The organism is Acinetobacter sp. P1(2025), assembly GCF_051390655.1.
GTDB classification, from domain to species: domain Bacteria; phylum Pseudomonadota; class Gammaproteobacteria; order Pseudomonadales; family Moraxellaceae; genus Acinetobacter; species Acinetobacter junii.
Window position 1 is genome coordinate 12,845 of sequence record NZ_JBPKBJ010000030.1, and the last position, 22,627, is coordinate 35,471.

The following is a 22,627-nucleotide window of genomic DNA, read 5'->3' on the forward strand; positions in this document are numbered from 1 at the left end:
CTCCTCATTAGTACAAACTATGTGAATTTTCTTCAATGTGTTTGTTAGTGATGACACCCCACATTTTGTAATAAGACCAAGAGGTATAGATCAAAATGAGAGGAACAAAAATACAAGCAGCAACAGTCATTACACCAAGAGTTTTGTGACTAGAAACAGCATCCCACATCGTTAAACTTGATGTTGGGTTGATACTTGATGGCAATAAGAATGGGAATAATGCAAAACCAGCAGTTAAGATAGCACCCACAATCATCAGACTCGTACCTGTAAAGCTTGCAGCTGCCTTACGTTTTCCAGCACTAAGAATAACCAATAATGCACCTAGGATTGCAACAATTGGTGCAGCCATAGTAATTGGGTAAGTTGAGTAGTTATTCAACCAACCATGGTTTGCATTTGTTACCACTTCTTTTGCAAGTGGGTTTAATGCAGCATTAGTATTAACAGCAGTAGCATAACTATAGCCTGAGATATTTCCAAACAATAACCAAGCGCCAGCCGCTAAGAAACATACAAGGAATGCGATTGCCATAATTTGAGTTGCTTTAGCCGAACGGTTATGTAAATCACCATCAGTACGAAGCATTAACCATGCGCCGCCATGAGCAGATAACATTGACAAACTCACGATACCACAGACAAGCGCAAATGGATTCAATAATGCAAAGAAGCTGCCTGTGTATTCAGAACGTAAGGTGTCGTCTAAGCTAAATGGTACGCCCAAAAATAAGTTACCAAATGCAACACCGAATACTAGTGCTGGTACAGCACCACCAATGCATAGACCCCAATCCCAAGAAGTACGCCATTGGGTATTTTCTAATTTAGAACGATAGTCAAATCCAACGGGTCTGAGGAATAGCGCAAATAGAACGAGTAGTAATGCCCAGTACATGCCAGAGAAAGCGACAGCATAAACCATTGGCCATGCAGCAAAAAGTGCACCACCAGCGGTAATAAACCAGACTTGGTTACCATCCCAGTGTGGTGCAATCGTATTGATTGCAGCACGTCTTTCAGAATCAGTTTTACCTACAAATGGCATCAGCGCCATTGAGCCCATATCAAAACCATCGGTGAGGGCAAAGCCAATCAGTAATACACCAACCAATACCCACCAAATAATTTTTAGGAGTTCATATTCGATCATGATTGAGCCTCCCCAGTTTTTGCAGCTAGTTTTTCAAAATGATATTTACCAGTGTGCAACGAACTTGGACCTAAACGAGCAAATTTGATCATTAAGTACATTTCAATAATGAGCAGTACCGTATAGAACGCAGCAAGTGCAATAATTGATCCCCATACATCACCTGTGCTTAAAGAAGATGCAGATAGATGTGTTGGTAAAACTTCACCAATAGACCATGGTTGACGACCACCTTCAGCTACATACCAACCTGTTTGAATTGCAATCCATGGTAGTGGAAGAGCAAATAGAGCAAATTTAAGTAACCACGGTTTTGTTTCGGCATTACGTTTAGCGACTGACCACGCAGCCAGTAGGAAAAGTAATAACATTAATGCACCAGAAGCCACCATCGCACGGAACGAGAAAAACAATGCAGCGACATTTGGAATGGTATCTTTAGTTGCTGCTTTGATATGTTCTTCAGTTGCGTCAACAACATTCGGTGTATATTTCTTTAATAGCAGACCATAGCCTAAGTCTTTTTGATTTTTTTGAAATGATGCAAGTAACTCTGGGGACTGATCGCCTGCACGGAGTTTTGTTAATTCGCTATACGCCACCATACCATTACGAATACGGATTTCATGCTCTTTCATCAAGTCATGTAAGCCAGTAACTTCTTTGTCTGTCGAGCGAGTTGCAATGATTCCCATAACATATGGAATTTTAATTGCATAATCGGTACGCATTTCTTTTTGGTTAGGAATACCAAATAAAGTAAATGCGGCAGGTGCGGGTTCAGTGTGCCATTCAGCTTCAATTGCAGCGAGTTTAGTTCTTTGCACATCACCCAATTCATAACCTGATTCATCACCAAGTAAAATGACGCAGAAAGTTGAAGCTAAACCAAAAATTGCAGCAATCGCGAAAGAGCGACGAGCAAAGGGCATATCACGTTTCTTTAGCATATAATAGCTTGAGATGGCGAGTACAAAAACTGCACCTGTGACATAACCGGCAGAAACGGTATGTACGAATTTTACTTGAGCGACTGGGTTGAAAATCAACGCTCCGAAGTCTACAAGTTCCATACGCATGGTTTCATAGTTAAATGCGGCACCAACAGGGTTTTGCATCCAACCATTTGCGATGAGAATCCACAAGGCTGACATGTTAGAGCCAATCGCCACTAGCCAAGTTACACCTAAGTGTTGAACTTTAGAAAGACGATCCCAGCCAAAGAAGAATAGACCAATAAAAGTCGATTCTAGGAAGAAAGCCATTAGGCCTTCAATTGCAAGCGGTGCACCAAAGATGTCGCCTACATAGTGAGAATAATAAGCCCAATTGGTACCAAACTGGAATTCCATCGTTAAACCAGTAGTTACACCTAAGGCAAAGTTAATCCCGAAGAGTTTCCCCCAAAATTTGGTCATGTCTTTGTAAATTTCTTTACCAGAAATCACATAAGTGGTTTCCATGATGGCAAGAATAAAAGCTAGACCTAAAGTTAGAGGGACGAAAAGAAAGTGATACATTGCGGTCATTGCGAATTGGAACCGCGAAAGATCGACCACGCTTTCAGAAATCATCAACGTGTCTCCTGAGTTTTGGACATATCGCCAGCAATACGCTCGGCAACTTCATTGTTAAAATCTTTTGGAATCGTTGGGGCATCAAACCAGATATGTTTAACCACCATGAGAAGCACAACTTTAATAATAAGAATGATTGTGATCTCTCTGATTAATCTTCGATTTGGATCTTGAGAACTCATGTTCATAGAACTTCGCCTCATATTTAAAAACATGTAAAACATTATTAAATAAAATCCATTAAAAATAAACCTTTAAGGGCTTTAAAATGAATTAATTTAATATTTTTATAAAAATCAATTAATTATATGGATTTTGATCAAATTTTGAAAATATTATTATTACCCAACTAAAATAATATGAATTAATTTGAAAAACTGATTAAAACAGTTGTATTTATATTTTTAAATCTGATTAAAAAGGTTTGGTTTATAATTAATTTAAGAAAAATTAAACCAACTAAAATAGTATGGATATAAAAAATATAATATTTACAATCATTTAAGGAATTGATTACATAATTAAGTAATTTTTATAATGGATTCTGCACAAAACCTAGTGTATTGGTAGAGTTTGCTTTAAAAAATGTGTGAAATATCATCCTTCATTTTGGTTTGAAAGTTAGATCAATAGATTGATGAAAATGGAAGAGGTGATTAAACGTTTTTTACTTTTTCTTTATGTAACAAATTGTAATTTTAATGATGAATGAAAAAAATTCTAATCGCTTCAATTAGATTTCAACGGATTTTGGGTTCAGTCTGCGGTAAATAGTTTATTTGAAATAGAGATTTTTTTAGCAATATAGTACGAATTGGATTTCTGACTGATCAACAACACTTGAGATTGTAACTCTAATTCACCATATTCTGGCTCTACTTGCACATAATACAGTTGACCAAATTCATTGCGAACACGTGCTTGTGCAGAGAAGCCTGGACGTGCATTTCCTGTTGAGATTGTTGCTAAACGACCCACTAAGTTAATGTGAGTATGTGTGACTTTAGGCTTAATCACTTGGTCAAGACAATTAATCATAAACACTGTAAAAAAGATGTCGATAATCAAAGCAGGAACAAAAAGATAGTAAGGCGAGATAAAGTAGTGTTGTAAAGCAAAAAATGAAAGCTCTAGAAAATAACCTGCAAAACTAAAATTGATGAGTAAAAATACAAATATTAAGTATTTGGAAAATTTTACATCTAATAGCGGTGAATTTAATAACCACTCTGGTGTCATTTTCTTTACGAGATGACTTGGACGTAACCCAATAAAAATACCAATTGTTTCTGCAATGCTGAGCAAAATCAAAGCCACTACGCTCATGTGAAATGGCATAAGGTAGTAATTTAAAAAAAACTCAGTCATCGCAGAATTCATGATTTAGGTATTAGTCAATATAAATACCACCATCAGAGTGTACTTCCAAATTTACTTTTTCAAGGAATTCACCTAGACATGGTCCTGAAATACATTCACCAGTTTCTACTGAGAATAATGCTCCATGAGTTGAGCATTGGATATACTCACGATCCTGATCTAAAAATTGATTTTCTAAATACTCAAGTTCAGTTTGCAAATGTGGGCAAACATTTTGATAAGCGTAAAAGCTACCATCTTTCTGAGTAATAAAGATTGTTGTTCCTTTCATGGTGTCATATGCACGAGACTCACGATCTGGAACTTCTTCAGTCATGCAAATTTTTTCCATCTTAAGCACATTCCTGTTGAGCATTTTTAAATTGTTCAAAAAGTTTAGCGTAGTTTTCTACACTTAAACGAGGACCAAATTGAGCGACAACTTCACTTGATATCAAGATTGCGAGCTGTGCTGCTGCATCCAGTGAAAGTCCAGCGTTAATTGCATATAAAAATGCACCCGCAAAGGCATCACCAGCACCATTCGTGTCTACAGCATTCACATGGCGACCTGCAACATGAAATTGCTTTGCAGGATCAATAATGACTGCGCCATTTGCCCCTTGAGTAATCACGATATGTTGGTTGTTAGATTTTAAAGCCTCAATTGCTGCATCGAGCGTTTCAGTGTTCGTGAACATAAGTGCTTCTTGTTCATTACAGAATAATAAATCTACACCATCGTCCATTAACTCTTCGAGACCTTGACGTGCATATTGCACCATCGCAGGATCTGAAAGAGAAAGGGCGATTTTAACACCATGCTCTTTAGCAAGAGCACGAGCTTGTTTGACAGCTGCTCTTGCTGTGTCGCTCGTAGATAAATAACCTTCGATATATAGCCATTTAGCAGTTTTTAAGGGTTCAAAATCTATTTGTTCAGCAGTCAATTCTGCTGTGATGCCAAGAAAAGTGTGCATTGTACGTTCAGAATCAGGGCTGATCAGTACCATGCAGGTACCTGTAACACCATTGCTGATTGACTTACTTGTTGTTGTAATCCCAGCTTCATTTAGTCCATTTAGATAAATAGAACCTAATTCATCGTTACCTACACGGCAGCCATAAAATGCTGAACCACCTAATGCACTGAAAGCTACCGTTGTATTTGCTGCAGATCCACCACTTGCCTGACCTTTATAAGTTTGCGTTTTTTGTAGCTGTTGAAAAAGAGCTGTTTGTGTTTCACCATCGGTCAACTGCATCGTACCTTTTTGCAAAGCATGTTCTGTTAAGAACTCATACGAAACTTTAAATTCTTGGTCAATGAGTGCATTACCAATTGAAAAAAGATCAACAGTTGCCATGTTTGTCATCACAGTTAAAAATCAAAACATAAAGTTTACACGAATGCTCAAGATTACAGTAGTTTGTTGAAGAAAATTCACTTCTTTTAAGGTGAGCTTTCCATGCTTATTATTTTTAATGTTCAAGGACTGGAATTAAAAAATATCAGACATCAATTTTGTGTCACTCGCTGCATTTTTCTACAAAAACATAGTAATTTACATGGATATCTGTAGGGATTGTTCGGTAGACTCAGTATCATAAATTGTAATCATTTTATTAGATAATTGGAGAACTCATGACTGTCGATGTTTCTGAAAGCATTAATCAAACTATTCATCCTGCGTTTCAGCTATTACGTCAACACCATGTAGAAGCACTTGATATTCAAGTATCTGAATATAAACACAAAGTGACAGGCGCAATTCATTACCATTTGGCAACTTCTCACGACGAAAATGTCTTTTTAGTTGCGTTTAGAACTCAGCCAATGGATTCCAAAGGCGCTGCACATATTCTTGAACATACTGCATTATGTGGTTCAGAAAAATTTCCTGTACGTGACCCATTCTTTTTAATGATCCGTCGCTCATTAAATACATTTATGAATGCATTTACAGCCGCAGATTGGACAGCATATCCATTTGCCACTCAGAATAAAAAGGACTTCCAAAACTTATTATCTGTTTATTTGGATGCTACATTTGCTGCAAATTTAAATCCTTTAGATTTTGCGCAAGAGGGTATTCGTATTGAGTTGGAAAATGATCAGGCAGTTTACAAAGGTGTAGTCTTTAATGAAATGAAAGGTGCAATGAGCTCACCTACAGATCAACTTTACCATCAACTAGCTCATCATTTATTCCCTGAAACTACCTATCATTACAACTCTGGTGGTGATCCAAAGGATATTCCTGATCTGACGTATGATCAGTTAGTTGATTTCTACAAAACTCATTATCACCCAAGTAATGCCGTATTTATGACCTTTGGTAATCAAAGTGCTTATGATTTACAAGAGCAATTTGAAACTTTAGCGCTTCATAAATTTTCTAAAGGTACAACTTTATATTCAAAACCAGAAAAGCGACTCACAGCTCCACTTGAGGTGATTGAGAATTACGCGGTTGATAGTGAAGATTTGAAAGATAAAACTTATCATGTTTTATCTTGGTTATTGCCTGAAACAAGTGACATTAAATTGCGTTTAGGTATGCGTTTGGTTGAAGGGATTCTTCTTGAAAACTCTGCTTCACCATTACGTCACTATTTGGAAACTTGCGGATATGCACAATCAACTGGTCCGTTGATGGGCGTTGATGATAGTAATTTTGAAATGACTTTCTATTGTGGTGTTCAAGGCTCAAATCCAGAACACGCAAATGAATTCCGTGATGGTGTGTTAAAAGTTTTGAATGATGTTGCTGCTAAACCAGTTGATACGGATTTAGTCGACGCGATATTGCATCAAATCGAATTGCATCAACGTGAAATTAATGGCGATGGAACACCATACGGACTTAGCTTGATCTTAAATGGTTTAGGTAGCGTTATTCACCATAATGATCCTGTTCACGTTTGGGATGTTGATTCTGCGATAGAACAAGTCAAAGAAGAACTCAAAGATCCAATGTGGCTATCTAATCTAATTCAAACGCATTTGTTAGATAATCCACATCGTGTACAAATGACGCTGGTACCAGATGCCACTAAATCAATTAAAGAACAACAAGCTGAACAAGCACGTTTAGCTGAAATCACTGCAAATCTAAATGATGAACAGAAGATTGAGATACAAAAGCAAACTGAAGCTTTAAAGCAGCGTCAGGATACACCTGATGATTTAGATTTATTACCAAAAGTTGGTTTGGAAGATATTCCAGCAGAGTTGCAAATTGTACAAGGTCAATTACGTGAGATCATTTCAAATGGATTAGACACTCCATTGAATCTCTATCATGCTGGAACAAATGGTATTTACTATCAACAAGTTTTAATCCAAATCCCAAATGAAATTGTGCAATCGCCATATTTTAATTTGCTTTCAATTTTGATGGGCGAGGTTGGTGCAGGAGAATATGATTATTTAGAACTTCAACAAATTCAAACTGCCGTCAGTGGTGGTTTGGGTATGGGAGCTTCATTACGAAGCAAAGTTGATGATAAAGATCGTATCAGCGCATGGTTAACTTTAACGACCAAATCACTTACTCAAAAATTAGATGCGATTCAGTTGTTGAAGTTAGCATTTGAGAAATTAAGATTTGATGAAAAAGATCGAATCATTGAGCTGTTACAACAACGTAAAACTCGCTGGCAGTCCCGTTTATCAGGTTCTGGACATAGTTATGCTATGCAAACTGCCTCACGTCAAATGAGTGCATTAGCACGCCGTGATTATCATAATACGGGTTTAGGTGCATTAAACTGGTTAAGTGATTTAGTGGCTAAAATCGATAATGATGAAGCAGCTTATCAGGCATTAATCGATGAGCTTAAGGCGATTCACCGAAAGCTTTTACAAGCACCAAAACAGTTCTTATTGGTTTGTGAAGAACATCATTCAGACCGTTTAGTGGAAGAAATCCAAAATGTCTGGGATAAGTTAGATGTCAGCAAAGAACCCGTAACATTAACCACTGTGGACCACGTAGATACAAATTATGATGAAGCTTGGTTAATTCAGTCAAATGTTCAGTTCTGTGCATCCGCTTATCAAGCTGTAGATGTTGCACATCTTGATGCGGCTCCACTTATGGTATTAGCGGCATATTTGCGTAATGGTTATTTGCATAGTGCTATTCGTGAAAAAGGTGGGGCGTATGGTGGTGGAGCAAGCTATGATGGTAATGCCTGTGCTTTCCGTTTCTATAGCTATCGTGATCCACGTTTAGCAGAAACCTTTAATGATTTTGAAGCGAGTATTCAGTGGCTACTAAATGCTGAACAAAAAGAACATCAACTTGAAGAAGCAATTCTTGGATTAGTGTCTGGTATGGATAAGCCTGGGTCACCTGCTGGAGAGGCAATAACGGCATGTTATGCATTACTACATGCACGCACACCAAAGTTCCGTAAACTTCTACGTGAACGATTATTGCATGTTACTTTAGCTGATTTACAAAGAGTTGCTAAAGAATATCTATTGGAGCAAAAACCTGTGAGAGCAGTAGTGGCTCCATTTGCTAAACGTGAGGAGTTACAAAACTTAGGTTTTGAAATTCAGCAAGTCAATTAAAAGAAAAAATTGGAGACCGCTATGACGTTCAAAAAAATTGAACGTGCTCAATTGGAACTAAGTATACTCGCTATACTTAGTTCTTTTGCTGCATCAAACACCTTTGCACAAGTCGCAGAACCCGCCACTCCAGCTACTGTCGAAGCATGTGTTGCATTAAGCTCAAGTGCAGACCGCTTGGCTTGCTATGACAGCATGTTTAAAGCTCCAACCGTCATTGAGCCACAGGTTGCAGAACCAATGGTAGCGGCTGTACCTCTCGTTAAATCAAAAGAGTTAGAAAAAAGCCCACCTGAAAGTTTAAAAGATAAAGTGGTTCAAAAGGTCAGCGATTTGAATCTGATTGGCGCTGCTCCGAAATTTGATCCAAATGTATCTTTACTAGATCGACGTTGGGAGTTATCTGAAGAGAGTAAACTGGGTGTTTGGAATATTCGTGCGTATCAGCCTGTTTATTTACTGCCAGTTTTTTGGACAAGTGATAAAAACGAATATCCAGAGAGTCCGAATCCAAATAACACAGTGACAGATAAGCAAAATTTGACTTCTTCTGAAGCTAAATTCCAGATTTCCTTAAAAACCAAAGCTTGGGAAAATATTTTCGGAAATAATGGTGATCTATGGTTGGGCTATACACAATCATCACGCTGGCAAGTATATAACTCAGAGGAGTCTCGTCCATTTCGAGAAACCAACTATGAGCCAGAAGCGAGTTTAATGTTTAGAACAAATTATGAACTTCTAGGGTTAAATGCACGCTTATTAGGTGTGACGCTGAATCACCAATCAAATGGTCGTTCAGATCCATTATCAAGAAGTTGGAATCGAGTTATCTTCAATCTTGGTTTTGAGAAAGATAATTTTGCTTTGATGCTGCGTCCTTGGTATCGAATTGAAGAAGATGTGAAAGATGATAACAACCCTGATATTAAAGATTATATTGGGCGCGGAGATTTGACAGCTTTCTACCGACACAAGGAAAATGATTTTTCACTTATGTTGCGCCATTCACTGAAAGGTGGTGATAAGTCACATGGGGCTGTGCAGTTTGATTGGGCATTTCCAATCAAAGGTAAGTTAAGTGGTCATCTACAACTGTTTGATGGCTATGGTGAGAGCTTGATCGACTATAATCATCGAGCAACTTATGTTGGACTTGGCGTTTCTTTGATGAACTGGTACTAAATGAGTTTAGACATTCCTGATCCATTATTGCAGCTTGAGGCAAATTGTGGAGTTTTTGCAGTCTGGTTGATTCTAAAGCAATATCAATCAAATATTGATATTGCTGAGCTTATTCAATTATGTCGGCATGATTACAACGAAGGAACCTTTACAATCGCTTTGGCTGTGGCCTTGAAAAAGCTAGGATTTGAAGTCTCATTCTATACCGCTCCTGACCCTGATATTGATGAAATTGAAAAGCAAATTTACTTAGAGGCAAAGCAACTTCAGATCCCAATTAGACCTGCTTTGACGTATGAGAAGATTCAGCAAGCCTATGAAGATGGCAAATTTGTTATTGTGTTTTATGACACATTAGATGGGGCGGGAAATCAGTCGTTGATCTATTCTATTGATGAGCAAGAAATTAGTTTTTGTGATCATTTTGAGGTTATGTCAAAGGCTGTATTCGAGCAACAATACCAAGCTGATGAAATTTGTCAGCAAGCTATCGTGGTCGAGCAGCCTTTAAACTTCTATCCAATCTGAATATTTGCATTTGCATGTTTCAAGCGGCTCTTTTTAGGTGTTGCTATGAGATATGCAAGGGTGAGTGGACCTAGTCGTCCCGTATACATAAGCAAGCTTAATACAAATAAACTACCGTCATGTAATTCGCCTGTCACACCACGAGAAAGTCCAACCGTACAAGCAGCTGAGACGACTTCAAACATCAAATCTAAAACATCTAATTCTGGTTCAAGCAGAAAAAGCGTAAAACATCCGATAAATACTAACATGCCTGTAATCGCAGCTACGGCTAAAGCTTTATAGGTCGTTTCATGAGAAACTGAGTGATTAAAAATACGAATTTCTTCGTTACGCCGTAAAAATGAAACAACAGTAAGTAACAAGATCACAAATGTTCCAACTTTTATACCGCCTGCCGTACTTAAAGAACCACCACCAATAAACATCAATAGCATAGTAAGTAGCGCGGTACTGTGCTCCATTGCACTGGTATCGATGGTATTAAAACCTGATGAACGAGGAACAGTAGCCTGAAACCATGAGTTCATCGCTTGTTCACCTAATGTCATTGGACCAAGTGTTAATGGGTTATTTGATTCTAAAAGCCAAATAAGAATAAAAGCGATAAGATTTAAAACAAGAATAGTGCTGAGTATAAGTTTGCTATTCGGTGTTAATTTACTCCATCTTTTATTCTGTTTTACATCAATCAGCACTAGAAAGCCGATACCACCCAGCGTATAAAGCATACTAATGGTTAAACAGATCAAATAGTGACTTTGAAAGTTGATTAAACTATTGTCAAATAAAGAAAAGCCTGCATTGTTGAAAGCGGAAATACTGTAGAAAATCGAATAATATAATCCTCGCCCTACACCATACATTGGAATAAATGATGTGCTCAGGATGATTACACCAATCAATTCAAATAATAAGGTATAGAGTACAACGCCTTTTGCTACGAATGTAACTTTAGATAAGCTTGTTTGCCCTAGACTGTCTTGAGCCATCATTTGTTGTTTAAGACCTAATTTGGGTGCCAAACTAAGAGCAGCCAAAATCGCGAAGGTCATAAAACCTAAACCACCAGATTGAATCAATAATAAAATTATAACTTGTCCGAGATGGTTAAATGATTCATTTAAATTCACCACAGATAGACCAGTAATCGTGACCGCTGAAGTTGCAGTAAACAAAGCATCCATCCAGCTTAAGTTTCCTTTGTTTGCAATCGGAAGTTTAAGCAGTAATGTTCCAATAATGATAAAGCTTAAGAACCCAATCGCGAGCAATGTCGGTGGGCTAAGATTAAATATCTTTTGCGAATTTATTTTTATGGTCATTTAGAGGAAGCATCCCGATAATTTTTTTAGATGGGTGAGTAATCCTTCTAATATGAGTACGTCACCTGTTTGTAAGGTAAAACTAGAGTCGATTTCATAAATAATTTGTTCATCACGTTTAAGTAGTAAAAGTTTGATATGAGGTTCTTGTTTGAGAATGCCTGATAGATTTACCTTGTTTAGTTTCTCATGCACAGGCACTTTAATGATGTAATGATCATGATCGAGTGCCATGTAGCGGCTAACCATAGGATAGTTAAGCGCTTGCGCAACTCGAACCCCCATGTCTTCTTCAGGATGAATAATTTTAGTGATATTTAAGTGAGAAAGAATTGCGTGATGAGCTTTGGTTTTAGCTTTTACTAAGATTTTTTCTACACCCAAATTTTTGAGGTTTAATACACACAAAATACTTGCTTCAATATCTTCACCAATTGCAACAACAACGGCATCACAATTTTGAATATTCAATTCTTCTAGTACGTGCTCATCTGTAGCGTCAGCAATAACGGCATGAGTGATTTGATCAGCCAAATTTTCCACATTGCGCTTGATCGTATCAACTCCAATAACATCATGATTCAATTTAGTGAGTTCTAATGCAACAGTCGCCCCAAAACTTCCTAAACCAATGACTGCAAACTGTGCCATAACAATCCTTAACTAAATGAAAAAAATATCTTTTTAACTATTTTAAGACGGAATAATTTGAGCGTGTGTAATCATTTGTGTGCAAAGAAAATCAACTTATAAAAATACAATATTCAAAATAAAACCGACATATTTGTCGGTTTTAAATCAGATCAGATTTACTTATTTGAGGAAACGTTTATATCCAATATTATCGCTAATTTCAGCATATGGATATGTGATTTGCTCTAAAGTTTCAATCAGGCCATCTGGATTTTGCTTCGCATCAGTTGCCTCTAAACCAACCAAAACACGACCTTCAGCTGCACCATGATTACGATAATGGAATAAAGTGATGTTGTGGGTTGGGCCGAGACGCTCAAGGAAGGTTAATAGTGCTCCAGGTCGCTCAGGGAATTCAACACGGAATAGACGTTCATTTTCAATGTTAGCGTGTCCACCGATCAAATAACGGATGTGAAGTTTAGCTACTTCATCATCAGATAAATCATCTACTTCATATTGCTGTTTGAGCATTTCATGAATTTCATGGCGTTCAGTTTCACCACCTTTCAAGCTAATGCCGACAAACACTTGAGCTTGATTGCTATCACTTGCACGATAGTTGAACTCAGTAATGTTGCGTCCTTGCAATGAACGGCAGAAATTCAAAAAAGCACCTTTCTGTTCTGGAATCGTAACAGCGTAAATTGCTTCACGACGTTCACCGAGTTCGGTGCGCTCAGCAATATAGCGTAAGCGATCAAAGTTCATGTTCGCGCCACACACAATTGAAACCATGTTCTTATTATTTAATTGGTGTTCAGCTACATACTTTTTGATACCAGCTAAAGCCATTGCACCAGATGGTTCAACAATACTACGGTTTTCATCAAAAGTATCTTTAATTGCAGCGCAGATTTCATCTGTATTTACTGTCACGATATCAGGCTCTACGATAGGTCCTGAATTATCAGACTTGCGTAGACGAACCATTTCGAAAGGTAATTCGCCTATTTGTGCTACTGCTGTACCATCCGCAAATAAGCCAACATGAGGTAGAATTACACGTTCATTTGATTCTAGTGCAGCTTTTAAACAAGCTGATTCTTCGTATTCAACACCAACAACTTTAACATGTGGTGCAACTTCACCTAAATATGCTGCAACTCCAGCAATCAAGCCACCACCACCAACAGCAACAAAAACATATTCAACATCACGCCATTGACGCAATATTTCATTTGCTATGGTTCCTTGACCTGCAATGACCAATTCATCATCGTAAGGCGGAATGAAAACTAAACCTTCATCTTCTGCGCGTTGTTTGGCATATTTGTTCGCAACATCAAAGCTATCGCCGTGTAAAACGACCTGACCACCAAGATTTTTTACAGCCTGAACTTTAATATCAGGTGTTGTACTAGGCATAACAATGATCGCATGAATTCCTAGTTTTTTTCCTGACAGAGCAACACCTTGAGCATGATTACCCGCAGATGCGCAGATAACACCACGATCCAATTGATCTTTTGGTAATTGACTAATTCTGTTATAAGCACCGCGTAATTTGAAAGAGAATACAGGCTGTAAATCTTCACGTTTAAATCGAATATTATTATTAATTTTTTGACTAATTCGTGGAGCTGCTTCTAGCGGTGTTTCAATCGCAACATCATAAACCGTTGCTTGTAAAATTTGTCGTACCACACGAGACAGCATGTTCATCTTCCCTATAACAGTTTAAAATAGTCAGTCATTGTAGCAAACCCCTGTGCATTTGCGCTGTTTTCTTGCAGCAAATGTCAAAATAGTTGAGTGAAGTCATGAGTCTATATGCAACCCAAGATGAAAAAAAACAAGCTGCGGCAAAAGCAGCTTTAAAGCATTTGCCTAAAGGCGGCATTTTGGGCGTAGGAACAGGAAGTACCGTTAATTTTTTAATTGATTTATTACCTGAATTGCAATTAGAAGCTGCAGTTGCGAGTTCAAATGCGACAGCAGAGCGCTTAAAAAAACTTGGCATCGAAGTTGTAGATATGAATTCAGTAGGTGGTCTAGATGCTTATGTTGATGGTGCAGATGAAATTGATCGTCATATGCACATGATCAAAGGTGGCGGTGCTGCTTTAACTCGTGAGAAAATTGTTGCTTCAATTGCGAAAAAATTTGTATGTATTGTTGATGACTCAAAGTGGGTTGATCAATTAGGTCGTGATTTTCCTTTACCTGTTGAAGTCATTCCGATGGCGCGATCAGCTGTTGCACGTAAAATTGTAGCTTTAGGCGGTGATCCTGTTTATCGTGAAGGTGTTGTGACAGATAACGGAAACGTAATTTTGGATGTTTATAACTTAAATATTTTAAATGCGATTGAGTTAGAGAAAGCACTCAATAATATTCCTGGTGTTGTTACAAATGGAATTTTTGCTTTAAATGCAGCTTCTATTGCAATCGTAGCTACCAATAATGGTATCGAAGAACGTACTGCACAATAATAATGCAATCTGTAAAATCAGACGAGAAACTACCAGAAATTAAAATGGTTCGACACGCAAGAGCTAAGAATTTACGCCTGCGTGTGGATCCAACTGGGATTCGTTTGACCGTGCCTTTATTTTGTTCACAGCGACAAATTCAGATGTTTCTCAGTCAATCAGAACAATGGTTGATTGAGACATGGGAAAAACAACAAAAGCAAAATCCCAAGTATTCAGAATTTCCTGAAAACTTACAATTGTTTTATCATTCAAAACCATTTTCTGTAATTCAACAATCTCAACGTACGATTTTTAAATTTGATTGGGAAAATAACATATTGCATGTTAAAAATGATCAGATTGAAAGAGCACTACAATCTGCTGTTTTATCTTACAGTAAAGAATTTTTACCCATATTCCTAAATGAGATGAGTAGAGAAATTGGGTTGAGTTTTAGGGACTGTTCAATTCGAAAACCAAAAACACGATGGGGTAGTTGTAGTTCGCAGCATGACATCATGCTAAATGCGGGTCTAGTACTTATGCCTGAATATTTAGTTCGATCTGTATGTATACATGAATTGGTTCATACGGTTCACTTTGACCATAGTGCAGTTTTTTGGGCTGAAGTTGAAAAACATGACCCAAATTATTTGGAGAACCGCAGGCAACTGAAAAATAATCAATTACCTGCGTGGTGGTATGTTAAATAAACTTACATTCAAGTTGTGTTTTTGATAATTGATCAGGTGCCTTTCGTACATCTAAACCATAACTAGCACTTTGAACTTGATTTTCCTTAATTTTTACTTGAAGGAAAGCATATTCTAATGAAACATTATTTGGTTCAGTTGAGCTACTATTTAGAATATATTCTCTTGTCGTTTTGTTGACTTGTAAAAGATTATCTGTACTGTCTGCATCAAGTACTGAATGATAAATTTGAGTTCCTTTGATAAGTTCAACCGCACCATTAGCACGTATATTGAGTGTGCAGTTATTCGTATTGTCTTTATAACTACCAATTAAATATTCAATAGATGGCAAGTTGGGGTTTAGATTGTTAACGCCAGTTATTCCTTGTTTGCAGGCAAATAATGACCCATTACAAGTCTCAGTACTATCTATGAAACCAACAGCTCGGCGATAGTCTCCAGCACCAGACACTCTGAATACTTGTGAGGAGTTAAATCTAGGTTCCTCACCAGCATACAATTTATCCTCTAATTGACGATAGCCATCAGGATTAACAGTCGCTTGTTGGTAATTGTTTGCAAGTTTCAAAACCGCTTGTTTTAAAGAAGATGCGAATAAATTTCTGGTGTTCTCTTGATTCTTGGCAATATCAATAAGATTGTTTTTTGCAGGATCAACATTATCGGGTGGTGTTACCACTAATGTTTTTAAGACACTATTGTCACCGCGAATAAGTTTTGCATCCAAATAGCCATCTTTTAAATCCAGTGCAATGTTTTTTGTAAATTCATCATATGAGTTTGTTGGATATACATTCGCCCATTGTTGAATATAACCAAAACTAAAATAAGTGTTTATATATAGTGCAAGTCGAGAGACAATATCCTGTTGTGTGAACACATTAAGTTGGTTAGATGTATTTAAATTAGGAAAGTCATTGCGGTGAAATGCTCTGAGAAGTGCTGTGTTTACATCTTGAGTGGCTAAAGATAAATGTAGCTCACTAATTTGAGTTGGATCTACTGTCTCATTTGGTAAATGACCAGACCGGATTAACGCACGCTGGTAGATAGCCTCAGAACTTGGATTGATGAAGATTGGTTGTGTTAAATTGCTAGTATCTACTTCGATCAATGCATGTTGTGTAATATTCAACGGTTTGTATAGACCACTTAGAAAATCAAAAACCAAAGAACTAGGTTTTGTTGATAATTCAATTCTATAAAGACGTTTAGTGTTTAAAACTGAAGGTAGTGTAACTGTAAGATTAGATGTCGTGCTCGCTTGTTGCTCTAAGACAAGTGTGTTGTCAAAGTTATCATATAACTTAACGACTACATCACGCATCTCAACAGGAACTTTGATATCGAAATTCTTTGGTTTAGGAACAGTTACTATAGGTGCTGGATCATTTTTTGCTTCACTTTCACCACTACCACAACCAACCAAGGCTGTACTGATTAGTAAAGTGCTAACACCTAGACATAAAAATTGATTTAATCTTTGTTTTGTTCTCAAAGAAGGCATTCCAGCTCTCCAAAATTCTGCATCCATGAAAATTGTTATTTCCGCTTGGGTTTTATTCTATGCGAATATCCTAATCATTCAATAGAAATTCATGATCAATGGTCGTTTGCTATCATTTTTTATAATTTAGATGCTTAAGTTTGACTTGTTCTGTGCAATTAAGCCATTCGATGACAATTCTTTAATCAGACTTGAATATAGCTCTCTTATAGAAATCTTCATACGTGGTGCAGACTTATAGATTGAGAAATATGAGTCAAACTGCCATACTAGCCAACAAATTCAAGTATTGAGGTGCTGCACGTGATTTCTGTTGGTATTGTTGGGGGAACTGGATATACAGGCGTTGAATTATTACGTCTTTTATTAAGACATCCGCAAGCCCGAGTTGATGTTTTAACATCACGTACAGAAGCAGGAAAACGTGTAGCTGATATGTTTCCAAGTCTTCGTGGACACACTGAATTAGAGTTTTCTGATCTTGATCTAGATCGTCTCAAACAATGTGATGTTGTTTTCTTTGCAACTCCACACGGTGTAGCAATGCAACATGCTCAAGAATTGATTGATGCTGATACTAAAGTTATTGATCTAGCTGCGGACTTTCGTTTGCAGAATCTTGCTGAATTTGAAAAATGGTATGGTATGCAACACAGCTGTCCAACTGTTTTAACTGAATCGGTTTATGGTTTGACAGAGCTTAATCGCGAAAAAATCAAAAATGCGAGAGTAATTGGTAATCCAGGATGCTACCCGACAACAGTTCAATTGGGTTTGGCTCCTCTTCTAAAGAATGATACAACCCTCATCAATACTCAAAATATCATTATTGATGCGAAATCAGGTGTATCGGGTGCTGGACGAAAAGCAAGTCTTGGCATGATTTATAGTGAAAATGCAGATAACTTCAAAGCATATGGAGTTGCAGGTCATCGACATCATCCAGAGATAGTTGAAGCGCTTGAAAATATTTCTGGGCAAAAAGGGCAATTCAATCAAATTTTATTTGTACCACATTTAGTGCCGATGATTCGTGGCATGCTAAGTACTATATATGTAGATTTAACAGAGCAAGGTCAGCAGTTGGATATCCAAGCTCTATATGAAGATTTTTATAAAAATGAAAGATTTGTTGATGTTATGCCTGCTAATAGTTCACCTGAAACTCGTAGCGTACGCGGAGCGAACGAATTACGTATCGCTTTATATCGTTTGCAAGAAAATAAGCTGATTATTCTTGTCGCACAAGATAACTTGGTTAAAGGTGCCGCTGGTCAAGCGATTCAAAATATGAACTTAATGTTTAATTTTGATGAAGCTGCTGGCTTAGAAGGTATTGGTTTATTACCATAAAAAACGGTTTTGTACTTCACACACATTTAAATTTCGATTTAAATGTGTGTTTTGATGTAAGTCATAACGATAGAGATGATGATGGATAACGTTGATCCGACTATTTCACCAGATAGTTCCGCTAACAAAAATAACTTTCTCAAAACGAATTTACCTTTAGTGATTGCTGCTACAGTATTAATCGGTGGCAGTTTTATGCTTGGTTATACCGTAGGTCATCGTCAAGGATTAACAGTTGTTGGTTATGATGCAGATGCAGAGCAGTTGGTTGAAGTTGTACAAAAGCAAAAAACTGCTTTAGATTCAGTTAGCAAAAGTTTAAATGCAGCAGTTCAAGAAAGAGATATGGCTGTAGGAAATGCTGATGAGCTGTTTAAAGCGATAAATCAAGCAAATGCTGATAAAACTCAATTTGAAACAATGAATGCAATTTATCGTGAGACATTGAGACAGCGTGGCGGCGTTAGCTTAACAATTCAGAATCTAGCCGTTAAATCACTTCCTGAAAATGCTTATGAGTATCAAATTGATTTAATCCAAGTAAGTCCAAGCAAGCGTCGTGCTGTAGGTACAGTTGAGTTGCGATTGATTAAAGATACGGAAATACTCGTAGTGCCATTAGAAGACAAGAACTTTAATTTTGATGATTTTGAACGATTGACTGGCCGTTGGACAATGCCAAAAGGTTTTGTCCCTCAGTTTATTGAAGTAAGATTATCAAGTGGTGCTACACCTGTGATTAAGAGATTTAGTTGGCAGCGTGGTCAACCAGTAGATGTAAGCTCTGCATTTGTTTCTGAAATTCCACAAGCCGAAGCAAATGCCCAATAATTTAGTAGATCAAGTAACCAATATGCGAAGATATAAACGTCAGATGAGTTTAAGTGAAGTGAAAAGTTCTTTTCAGCAGTCAGGATTGATTGATTGGCACTTAGGTCCACGTTTGAGTGACTCGCATGAGGATCATGAAGGAGAGGTTGTTGTGCAAACAGCTCCTCCTGAATTAAAACGCCCACCTTTATACGCAGTTGTTTTATTGAATGATGATTACACGCCAATGGACTTTGTAATTGAGATTTTACAAAGTTATTTTGGGATGGATTTTGATCAAGCGAGTCAAGTGATGTTGACCGTTCATTACGAAGGTAAAGGCACTGCGGGCGTATATCCAAGAGATATTGCTGAAACCAAGGCGAATCAGGTAAATAATTATGCTCGATCGCAGGGTCATCCATTACTTTGTCAAATTGAGCCAAAAGCATAATTTTCTATAAATTTAGAATTAAAAAATAGATTTGCTGTCAATTTAAACAGTTGATTGACTTTTATGCTGTTTGTAATTGAATTTTTACAACAATATGCTGTTTTGAATCTTGACCAAGATGCTCAACTAATGCTAACAGTAGATTATGAAGCAAAGAGTATAGTAGCCGCCAAATTTCATTGCGATTACAGCAGCTCAAGCGGATTAAATCCATAATTAGCTCTTTCATGAAAATTCATATATTTCGGAATGAAAGAGCCCAAGAGATAAGGGGGTTACATGCTCAGTCGTCAATTAGAAGTATCGTTACGTTTGGCTGTTAGCATGGCTCGTCAAAAGAGACATGAGTTTTTGACAGTTGAACATTTGTTGCTTGCCTTGCTAGATAATGACTCTGCCGTAAATGCTTTAAAAGCATGCGGTGCAGATATCGTTACTTTGCGTAAAGAATTAGAGGAATATGTAGAGCAACATACCCCAAAACTTGGTGATAATAACGAACAAGCTCCTCATCCAACAGAGAGCTTTGATCGTATTCTACAAAGAGCAATTTTCCATGTGCAATCGAGTGGCGGTGATCGTACTGTAGAAGGTGCTGATGTACTCGTTGCGATGTATTCTGAACGAGACTCTTTTGCGGTTTATTTATTAAAACGCCATCAAATCAATCGTCTTACTTTAACTCAGTACTTGTCTCATGGAACTCGCAAAGATGAGATTCAAGTTGAAGAAGAAGTGGAAGATATTGAAGGTGAAAATGCAGCCTCTGCGAATGCTGGCCCTTTAGAACAATATACGCTTAATCTTAATATTGAAGCACAAAAGGGTAAAACAGATCCATTAATTGGGCGTGAGAAAGAAATTGAGCGCGCTGCACAAATTTTATGCCGTCGCCGTAAAAACAATCCGCTGTTAGTTGGTGATCCAGGTGTTGGTAAAACATCTATTGCTGAAGGTTTGGCATGGTTGATTGTGAATGGTAAAGCACCAAAACCGCTTGCTAACGCTGAAGTTTATAGCTTAGACATCGGTGCTTTGGTTGCAGGTACAAAGTATCGTGGTGACTTTGAAAAACGTTTAAAACAATTGTTAAATGCTTTGAAAAAGAATCCGAACGCGATTTTATTCATTGATGAAATTCATATGATTATTGGTGCAGGCTCAAGTATGGGTAGCACTATGGATGCATCGAACTTAATCAAACCAGCTTTGGCAAATGGTAGTTTACGTTGTATTGGTTCAACAACTTTCCAAGAATACCGTCAAGTATTTGAAAAAGATCATGCATTATCACGTCGATTCCAAAAAATTGATGTGAATGAGCCGAGTGTGGGCGAAACAATCGAAATACTTCGTGGCTTAAAAAGTAAGTTTGAGGATTTCCATCACGTTGAATACGAAGACAAAGCACTTGTTGCAGCAGTAGAGTTGTCAGCTAAGTTTATTCATGATCGTTTCTTACCAGATAAAGCAATTGACGTAATTGATGAAGCTGGTGCTCAACGTCGTCTTAAAGCTGAAGCTGATGGATCAATGATTTCTGTAGAAAACATTGAAGATATTGTTTCTAAGATTGCGCGTATCCCACCTAAGACTGTTTCTAAAGATGATAAGACTGTTTTAGAGAACTTAGAGCGAGATTTAAAACGCGTTGTATTTGGTCAAGATGAGGCGATTACAGCACTTGCTTCAGCAATTAAATTGTCGCGCGCAGGTTTAAAAGCACCTGATAAGCCTGTCGGTAGTTTTGTATTTGCTGGGCCTACAGGTGTAGGTAAAACAGAGGTCACTAAACAACTTGCTAAATTACTAGGTGTTGAGTTAGTACGCTTTGATATGTCTGAATATATGGAGCGTCATGCTGTGTCGCGTTTAATCGGTGCGCCTCCAGGGTATGTTGGTTATGATCAAGGTGGTTTACTGACTGATGCGATTCATAAAAATCCACATTGTGTACTGTTGCTTGACGAAATTGAGAAAGCACATCCAGATGTATTCAACTTGTTATTACAAGTAATGGATCATGGTGCTTTAACTGATAACAATGGTCGTAAGTCTGATTTTAGAAACGTAATAATTGTACTCACGACAAATATTGGTGCAGAAAGCATTTCTCGCGCAAGTATCGGCTTTACAGAGCAAGATCACAGTGCAGACAACCAAGATGCAATGAAACGAGCATTTTCTCCTGAGTTCCGTAACCGTTTAGATGGTGTGATTCAGTTTAAAGCACTTCCTACGACTGTGATTGAATCAGTAGTTGATAAATTCTTAACTGAGTTACAAGCACAGTTGGATGAAAAGCAAGTTGTTCTTGAAGTTGATCAAAGTGCACGAGATTGGTTGTCAACCAATGGTTATGACCGTCTCATGGGTGCTCGCCCAATGCAGCGTTTAATTCAAGAGCATCTGAAAAAGCCGCTTGCTGAGATGATCTTGTTCGGAGAGCTTGCTGAGCATGGTGGTAACGTTGCTGTTTCTGTGAAAACAGAAGATGGTAAAGATGTTGGTCTGAAACTAGAGGTATTTGAAGATCATATTAATCCTAGTGCTGAACCTGCTTAATGTTTGAACTGTCATTTTCTATAACCCAAATACTCAAAGTGTTTGGGTTATTTTTCATTACAGCTATCGCTGAGATTTTAGGTTGCTATTTTCCATACTTGATTTTGAATCAAGGAAAGTCACATTGGTTGTGGGTGCCAACAGCATTAAGTTTAGCGGTTTTTGTATGGCTGCTAACATTACATCCAGTAGCTTCAGGTCGTATTTATGCGGCATATGGCGGGATATATATTTTTACAGCACTGTTGTGGTTACGTTACGTCGATCAAGTGATGTTATCCCGTTGGGATATTTTAGGTGTACTTATCGTGTTATGTGGTGCGGCAATTATTATTTTACAACCACAAGGTTTAGTTCGCTAATCATCAGCATGACAAATTCATTTGCCATGCTGATTTAA

The 22,627-nt window shown here is 37.6% G+C and carries 20 protein-coding genes; 10 read left to right on the plus strand and 10 right to left on the minus strand.

Annotated features, from left to right (window positions below; translation table 11 throughout):
• Window positions 1–7: 7 nt before the first annotated feature.
• The 6 genes from cydB to ACSC97_RS09315 form a co-directional block, all read right to left on the minus strand.
• On the minus strand, window positions 8–1,153 hold the full coding sequence (cydB, locus tag ACSC97_RS09290) for a cytochrome d ubiquinol oxidase subunit II (RefSeq protein ID WP_087546913.1): 1,146 nt from the start codon (window positions 1,151–1,153) through the stop codon (window positions 8–10).
• Window positions 1,150–2,727: a cytochrome ubiquinol oxidase subunit I gene (locus ACSC97_RS09295; RefSeq protein ID WP_005160020.1), complete on the minus strand. Its 1,578-nt coding sequence runs from the start codon at window positions 2,725–2,727 to the stop codon at window positions 1,150–1,152. Before ACSC97_RS09295 ends, cydB begins: the two co-directional genes overlap by 4 nt.
• Window positions 2,727–2,918: a cytochrome oxidase putative small subunit CydP gene (gene cydP / locus ACSC97_RS09300; RefSeq protein ID WP_004677296.1), complete on the minus strand. Its 192-nt coding sequence runs from the start codon at window positions 2,916–2,918 to the stop codon at window positions 2,727–2,729. The genes ACSC97_RS09295 and cydP overlap by 1 nt, the downstream gene beginning before the upstream one ends.
• 568 nt (window positions 2,919–3,486) lie before the next feature.
• Window positions 3,487–4,098, minus strand: a complete 612-nt coding sequence (locus ACSC97_RS09305) for an OB-fold-containig protein (protein ID WP_171062101.1) — start codon at window positions 4,096–4,098, stop codon at window positions 3,487–3,489.
• A gap of 22 nt (window positions 4,099–4,120) precedes the next feature.
• Window positions 4,121–4,426, minus strand: coding sequence for a Rieske (2Fe-2S) protein (locus ACSC97_RS09310; protein ID WP_087545480.1), 306 nt, complete (start codon window positions 4,424–4,426; stop codon window positions 4,121–4,123).
• Window positions 4,427–4,442: 16 nt separating this feature from the next.
• Window positions 4,443–5,456 carry an adenosine kinase gene (locus ACSC97_RS09315; protein ID WP_199955008.1) on the minus strand — a complete coding sequence of 338 codons (1,014 nt, stop codon included), beginning with the start codon at window positions 5,454–5,456 and terminating at the stop codon, window positions 4,443–4,445.
• A 278-nt stretch (window positions 5,457–5,734) separates the two neighbouring features.
• On the opposite strand from ACSC97_RS09315, the gene ACSC97_RS09320 reads away from it, so the two are divergent.
• From ACSC97_RS09320 to ACSC97_RS09330, 3 genes are read left to right on the plus strand one after another with little or no spacing between them, the layout of a single operon-like run.
• Window positions 5,735–8,674, plus strand: a complete 2,940-nt coding sequence (locus ACSC97_RS09320) for an insulinase family protein (protein ID WP_436660584.1) — start codon at window positions 5,735–5,737, stop codon at window positions 8,672–8,674.
• A gap of 21 nt (window positions 8,675–8,695) precedes the next feature.
• Window positions 8,696–9,859, plus strand: a complete 1,164-nt coding sequence (locus ACSC97_RS09325; protein WP_436660586.1) for a phospholipase A — start codon at window positions 8,696–8,698, stop codon at window positions 9,857–9,859.
• Window positions 9,860–10,387 (plus strand): cysteine peptidase family C39 domain-containing protein, encoded by a 528-nt coding sequence (locus ACSC97_RS09330; RefSeq protein WP_212639514.1) that lies wholly within the window; start codon window positions 9,860–9,862, stop codon window positions 10,385–10,387.
• Here ACSC97_RS09330 and ACSC97_RS09335 read toward each other — a convergent pair.
• From ACSC97_RS09335 to ilvA, 3 genes are all read right to left on the minus strand, one after another.
• Window positions 10,375–11,712, minus strand: a complete 1,338-nt coding sequence (locus tag ACSC97_RS09335) for a TrkH family potassium uptake protein (protein WP_436660588.1) — start codon at window positions 11,710–11,712, stop codon at window positions 10,375–10,377. The two genes, ACSC97_RS09330 and ACSC97_RS09335, sit on opposite strands and share 13 nt — an antisense overlap.
• Window positions 11,713–12,363, minus strand: a complete 651-nt coding sequence (locus tag ACSC97_RS09340) for a potassium channel family protein (protein WP_340790532.1) — start codon at window positions 12,361–12,363, stop codon at window positions 11,713–11,715.
• A 162-nt stretch (window positions 12,364–12,525) separates the two neighbouring features.
• A complete protein-coding gene (ilvA, locus tag ACSC97_RS09345; protein ID WP_171265899.1) occupies window positions 12,526–14,070 on the minus strand; it encodes a threonine ammonia-lyase, biosynthetic in 1,545 nt (514 codons plus the stop codon).
• Window positions 14,071–14,168: 98 nt separating this feature from the next.
• Between ilvA and rpiA the strand changes: the two genes are divergently transcribed.
• Entirely contained in the window at window positions 14,169–14,840 is a 672-nt protein-coding gene (rpiA, locus tag ACSC97_RS09350; RefSeq protein WP_436660591.1) for a ribose-5-phosphate isomerase RpiA, read from the plus strand.
• A gap of 2 nt (window positions 14,841–14,842) precedes the next feature.
• Window positions 14,843–15,535 carry a M48 family metallopeptidase gene (locus tag ACSC97_RS09355; RefSeq protein WP_436660593.1) on the plus strand — a complete coding sequence of 231 codons (693 nt, stop codon included), beginning with the start codon at window positions 14,843–14,845 and terminating at the stop codon, window positions 15,533–15,535.
• On the opposite strand, the gene ACSC97_RS09360 is transcribed toward ACSC97_RS09355, so the two are convergent.
• Complete coding sequence (locus tag ACSC97_RS09360; protein ID WP_436660595.1) at window positions 15,528–17,045, minus strand: hypothetical protein; 1,518 nt, start codon at window positions 17,043–17,045, stop codon at window positions 15,528–15,530. The two genes, ACSC97_RS09355 and ACSC97_RS09360, sit on opposite strands and share 8 nt — an antisense overlap.
• 297 nt (window positions 17,046–17,342) lie before the next feature.
• Between ACSC97_RS09360 and argC the strand changes: the two genes are divergently transcribed.
• From argC to ACSC97_RS09385, 5 genes are all read left to right on the plus strand, one after another.
• On the plus strand, window positions 17,343–18,398 hold the full coding sequence (gene argC / locus ACSC97_RS09365; protein WP_171065677.1) for an N-acetyl-gamma-glutamyl-phosphate reductase: 1,056 nt from the start codon (window positions 17,343–17,345) through the stop codon (window positions 18,396–18,398).
• 81 nt (window positions 18,399–18,479) lie between these two features.
• Entirely contained in the window at window positions 18,480–19,229 is a 750-nt protein-coding gene (locus tag ACSC97_RS09370) for a DUF6776 family protein (RefSeq protein ID WP_004911333.1), read from the plus strand.
• A 22-nt stretch (window positions 19,230–19,251) separates the two neighbouring features.
• On the plus strand, window positions 19,252–19,662 hold the full coding sequence (clpS, locus tag ACSC97_RS09375) for an ATP-dependent Clp protease adapter ClpS (RefSeq protein ID WP_005402579.1): 411 nt from the start codon (window positions 19,252–19,254) through the stop codon (window positions 19,660–19,662).
• 279 nt (window positions 19,663–19,941) lie between these two features.
• Window positions 19,942–22,227 (plus strand): ATP-dependent Clp protease ATP-binding subunit ClpA, encoded by a 2,286-nt coding sequence (gene clpA, locus ACSC97_RS09380; RefSeq protein ID WP_004962073.1) that lies wholly within the window; start codon window positions 19,942–19,944, stop codon window positions 22,225–22,227.
• On the plus strand, window positions 22,227–22,589 hold the full coding sequence (locus tag ACSC97_RS09385; protein WP_419378193.1) for a YnfA family protein: 363 nt from the start codon (window positions 22,227–22,229) through the stop codon (window positions 22,587–22,589). The genes clpA and ACSC97_RS09385 overlap by 1 nt, the downstream gene beginning before the upstream one ends.
• Window positions 22,590–22,627 lie beyond the last annotated feature (38 nt).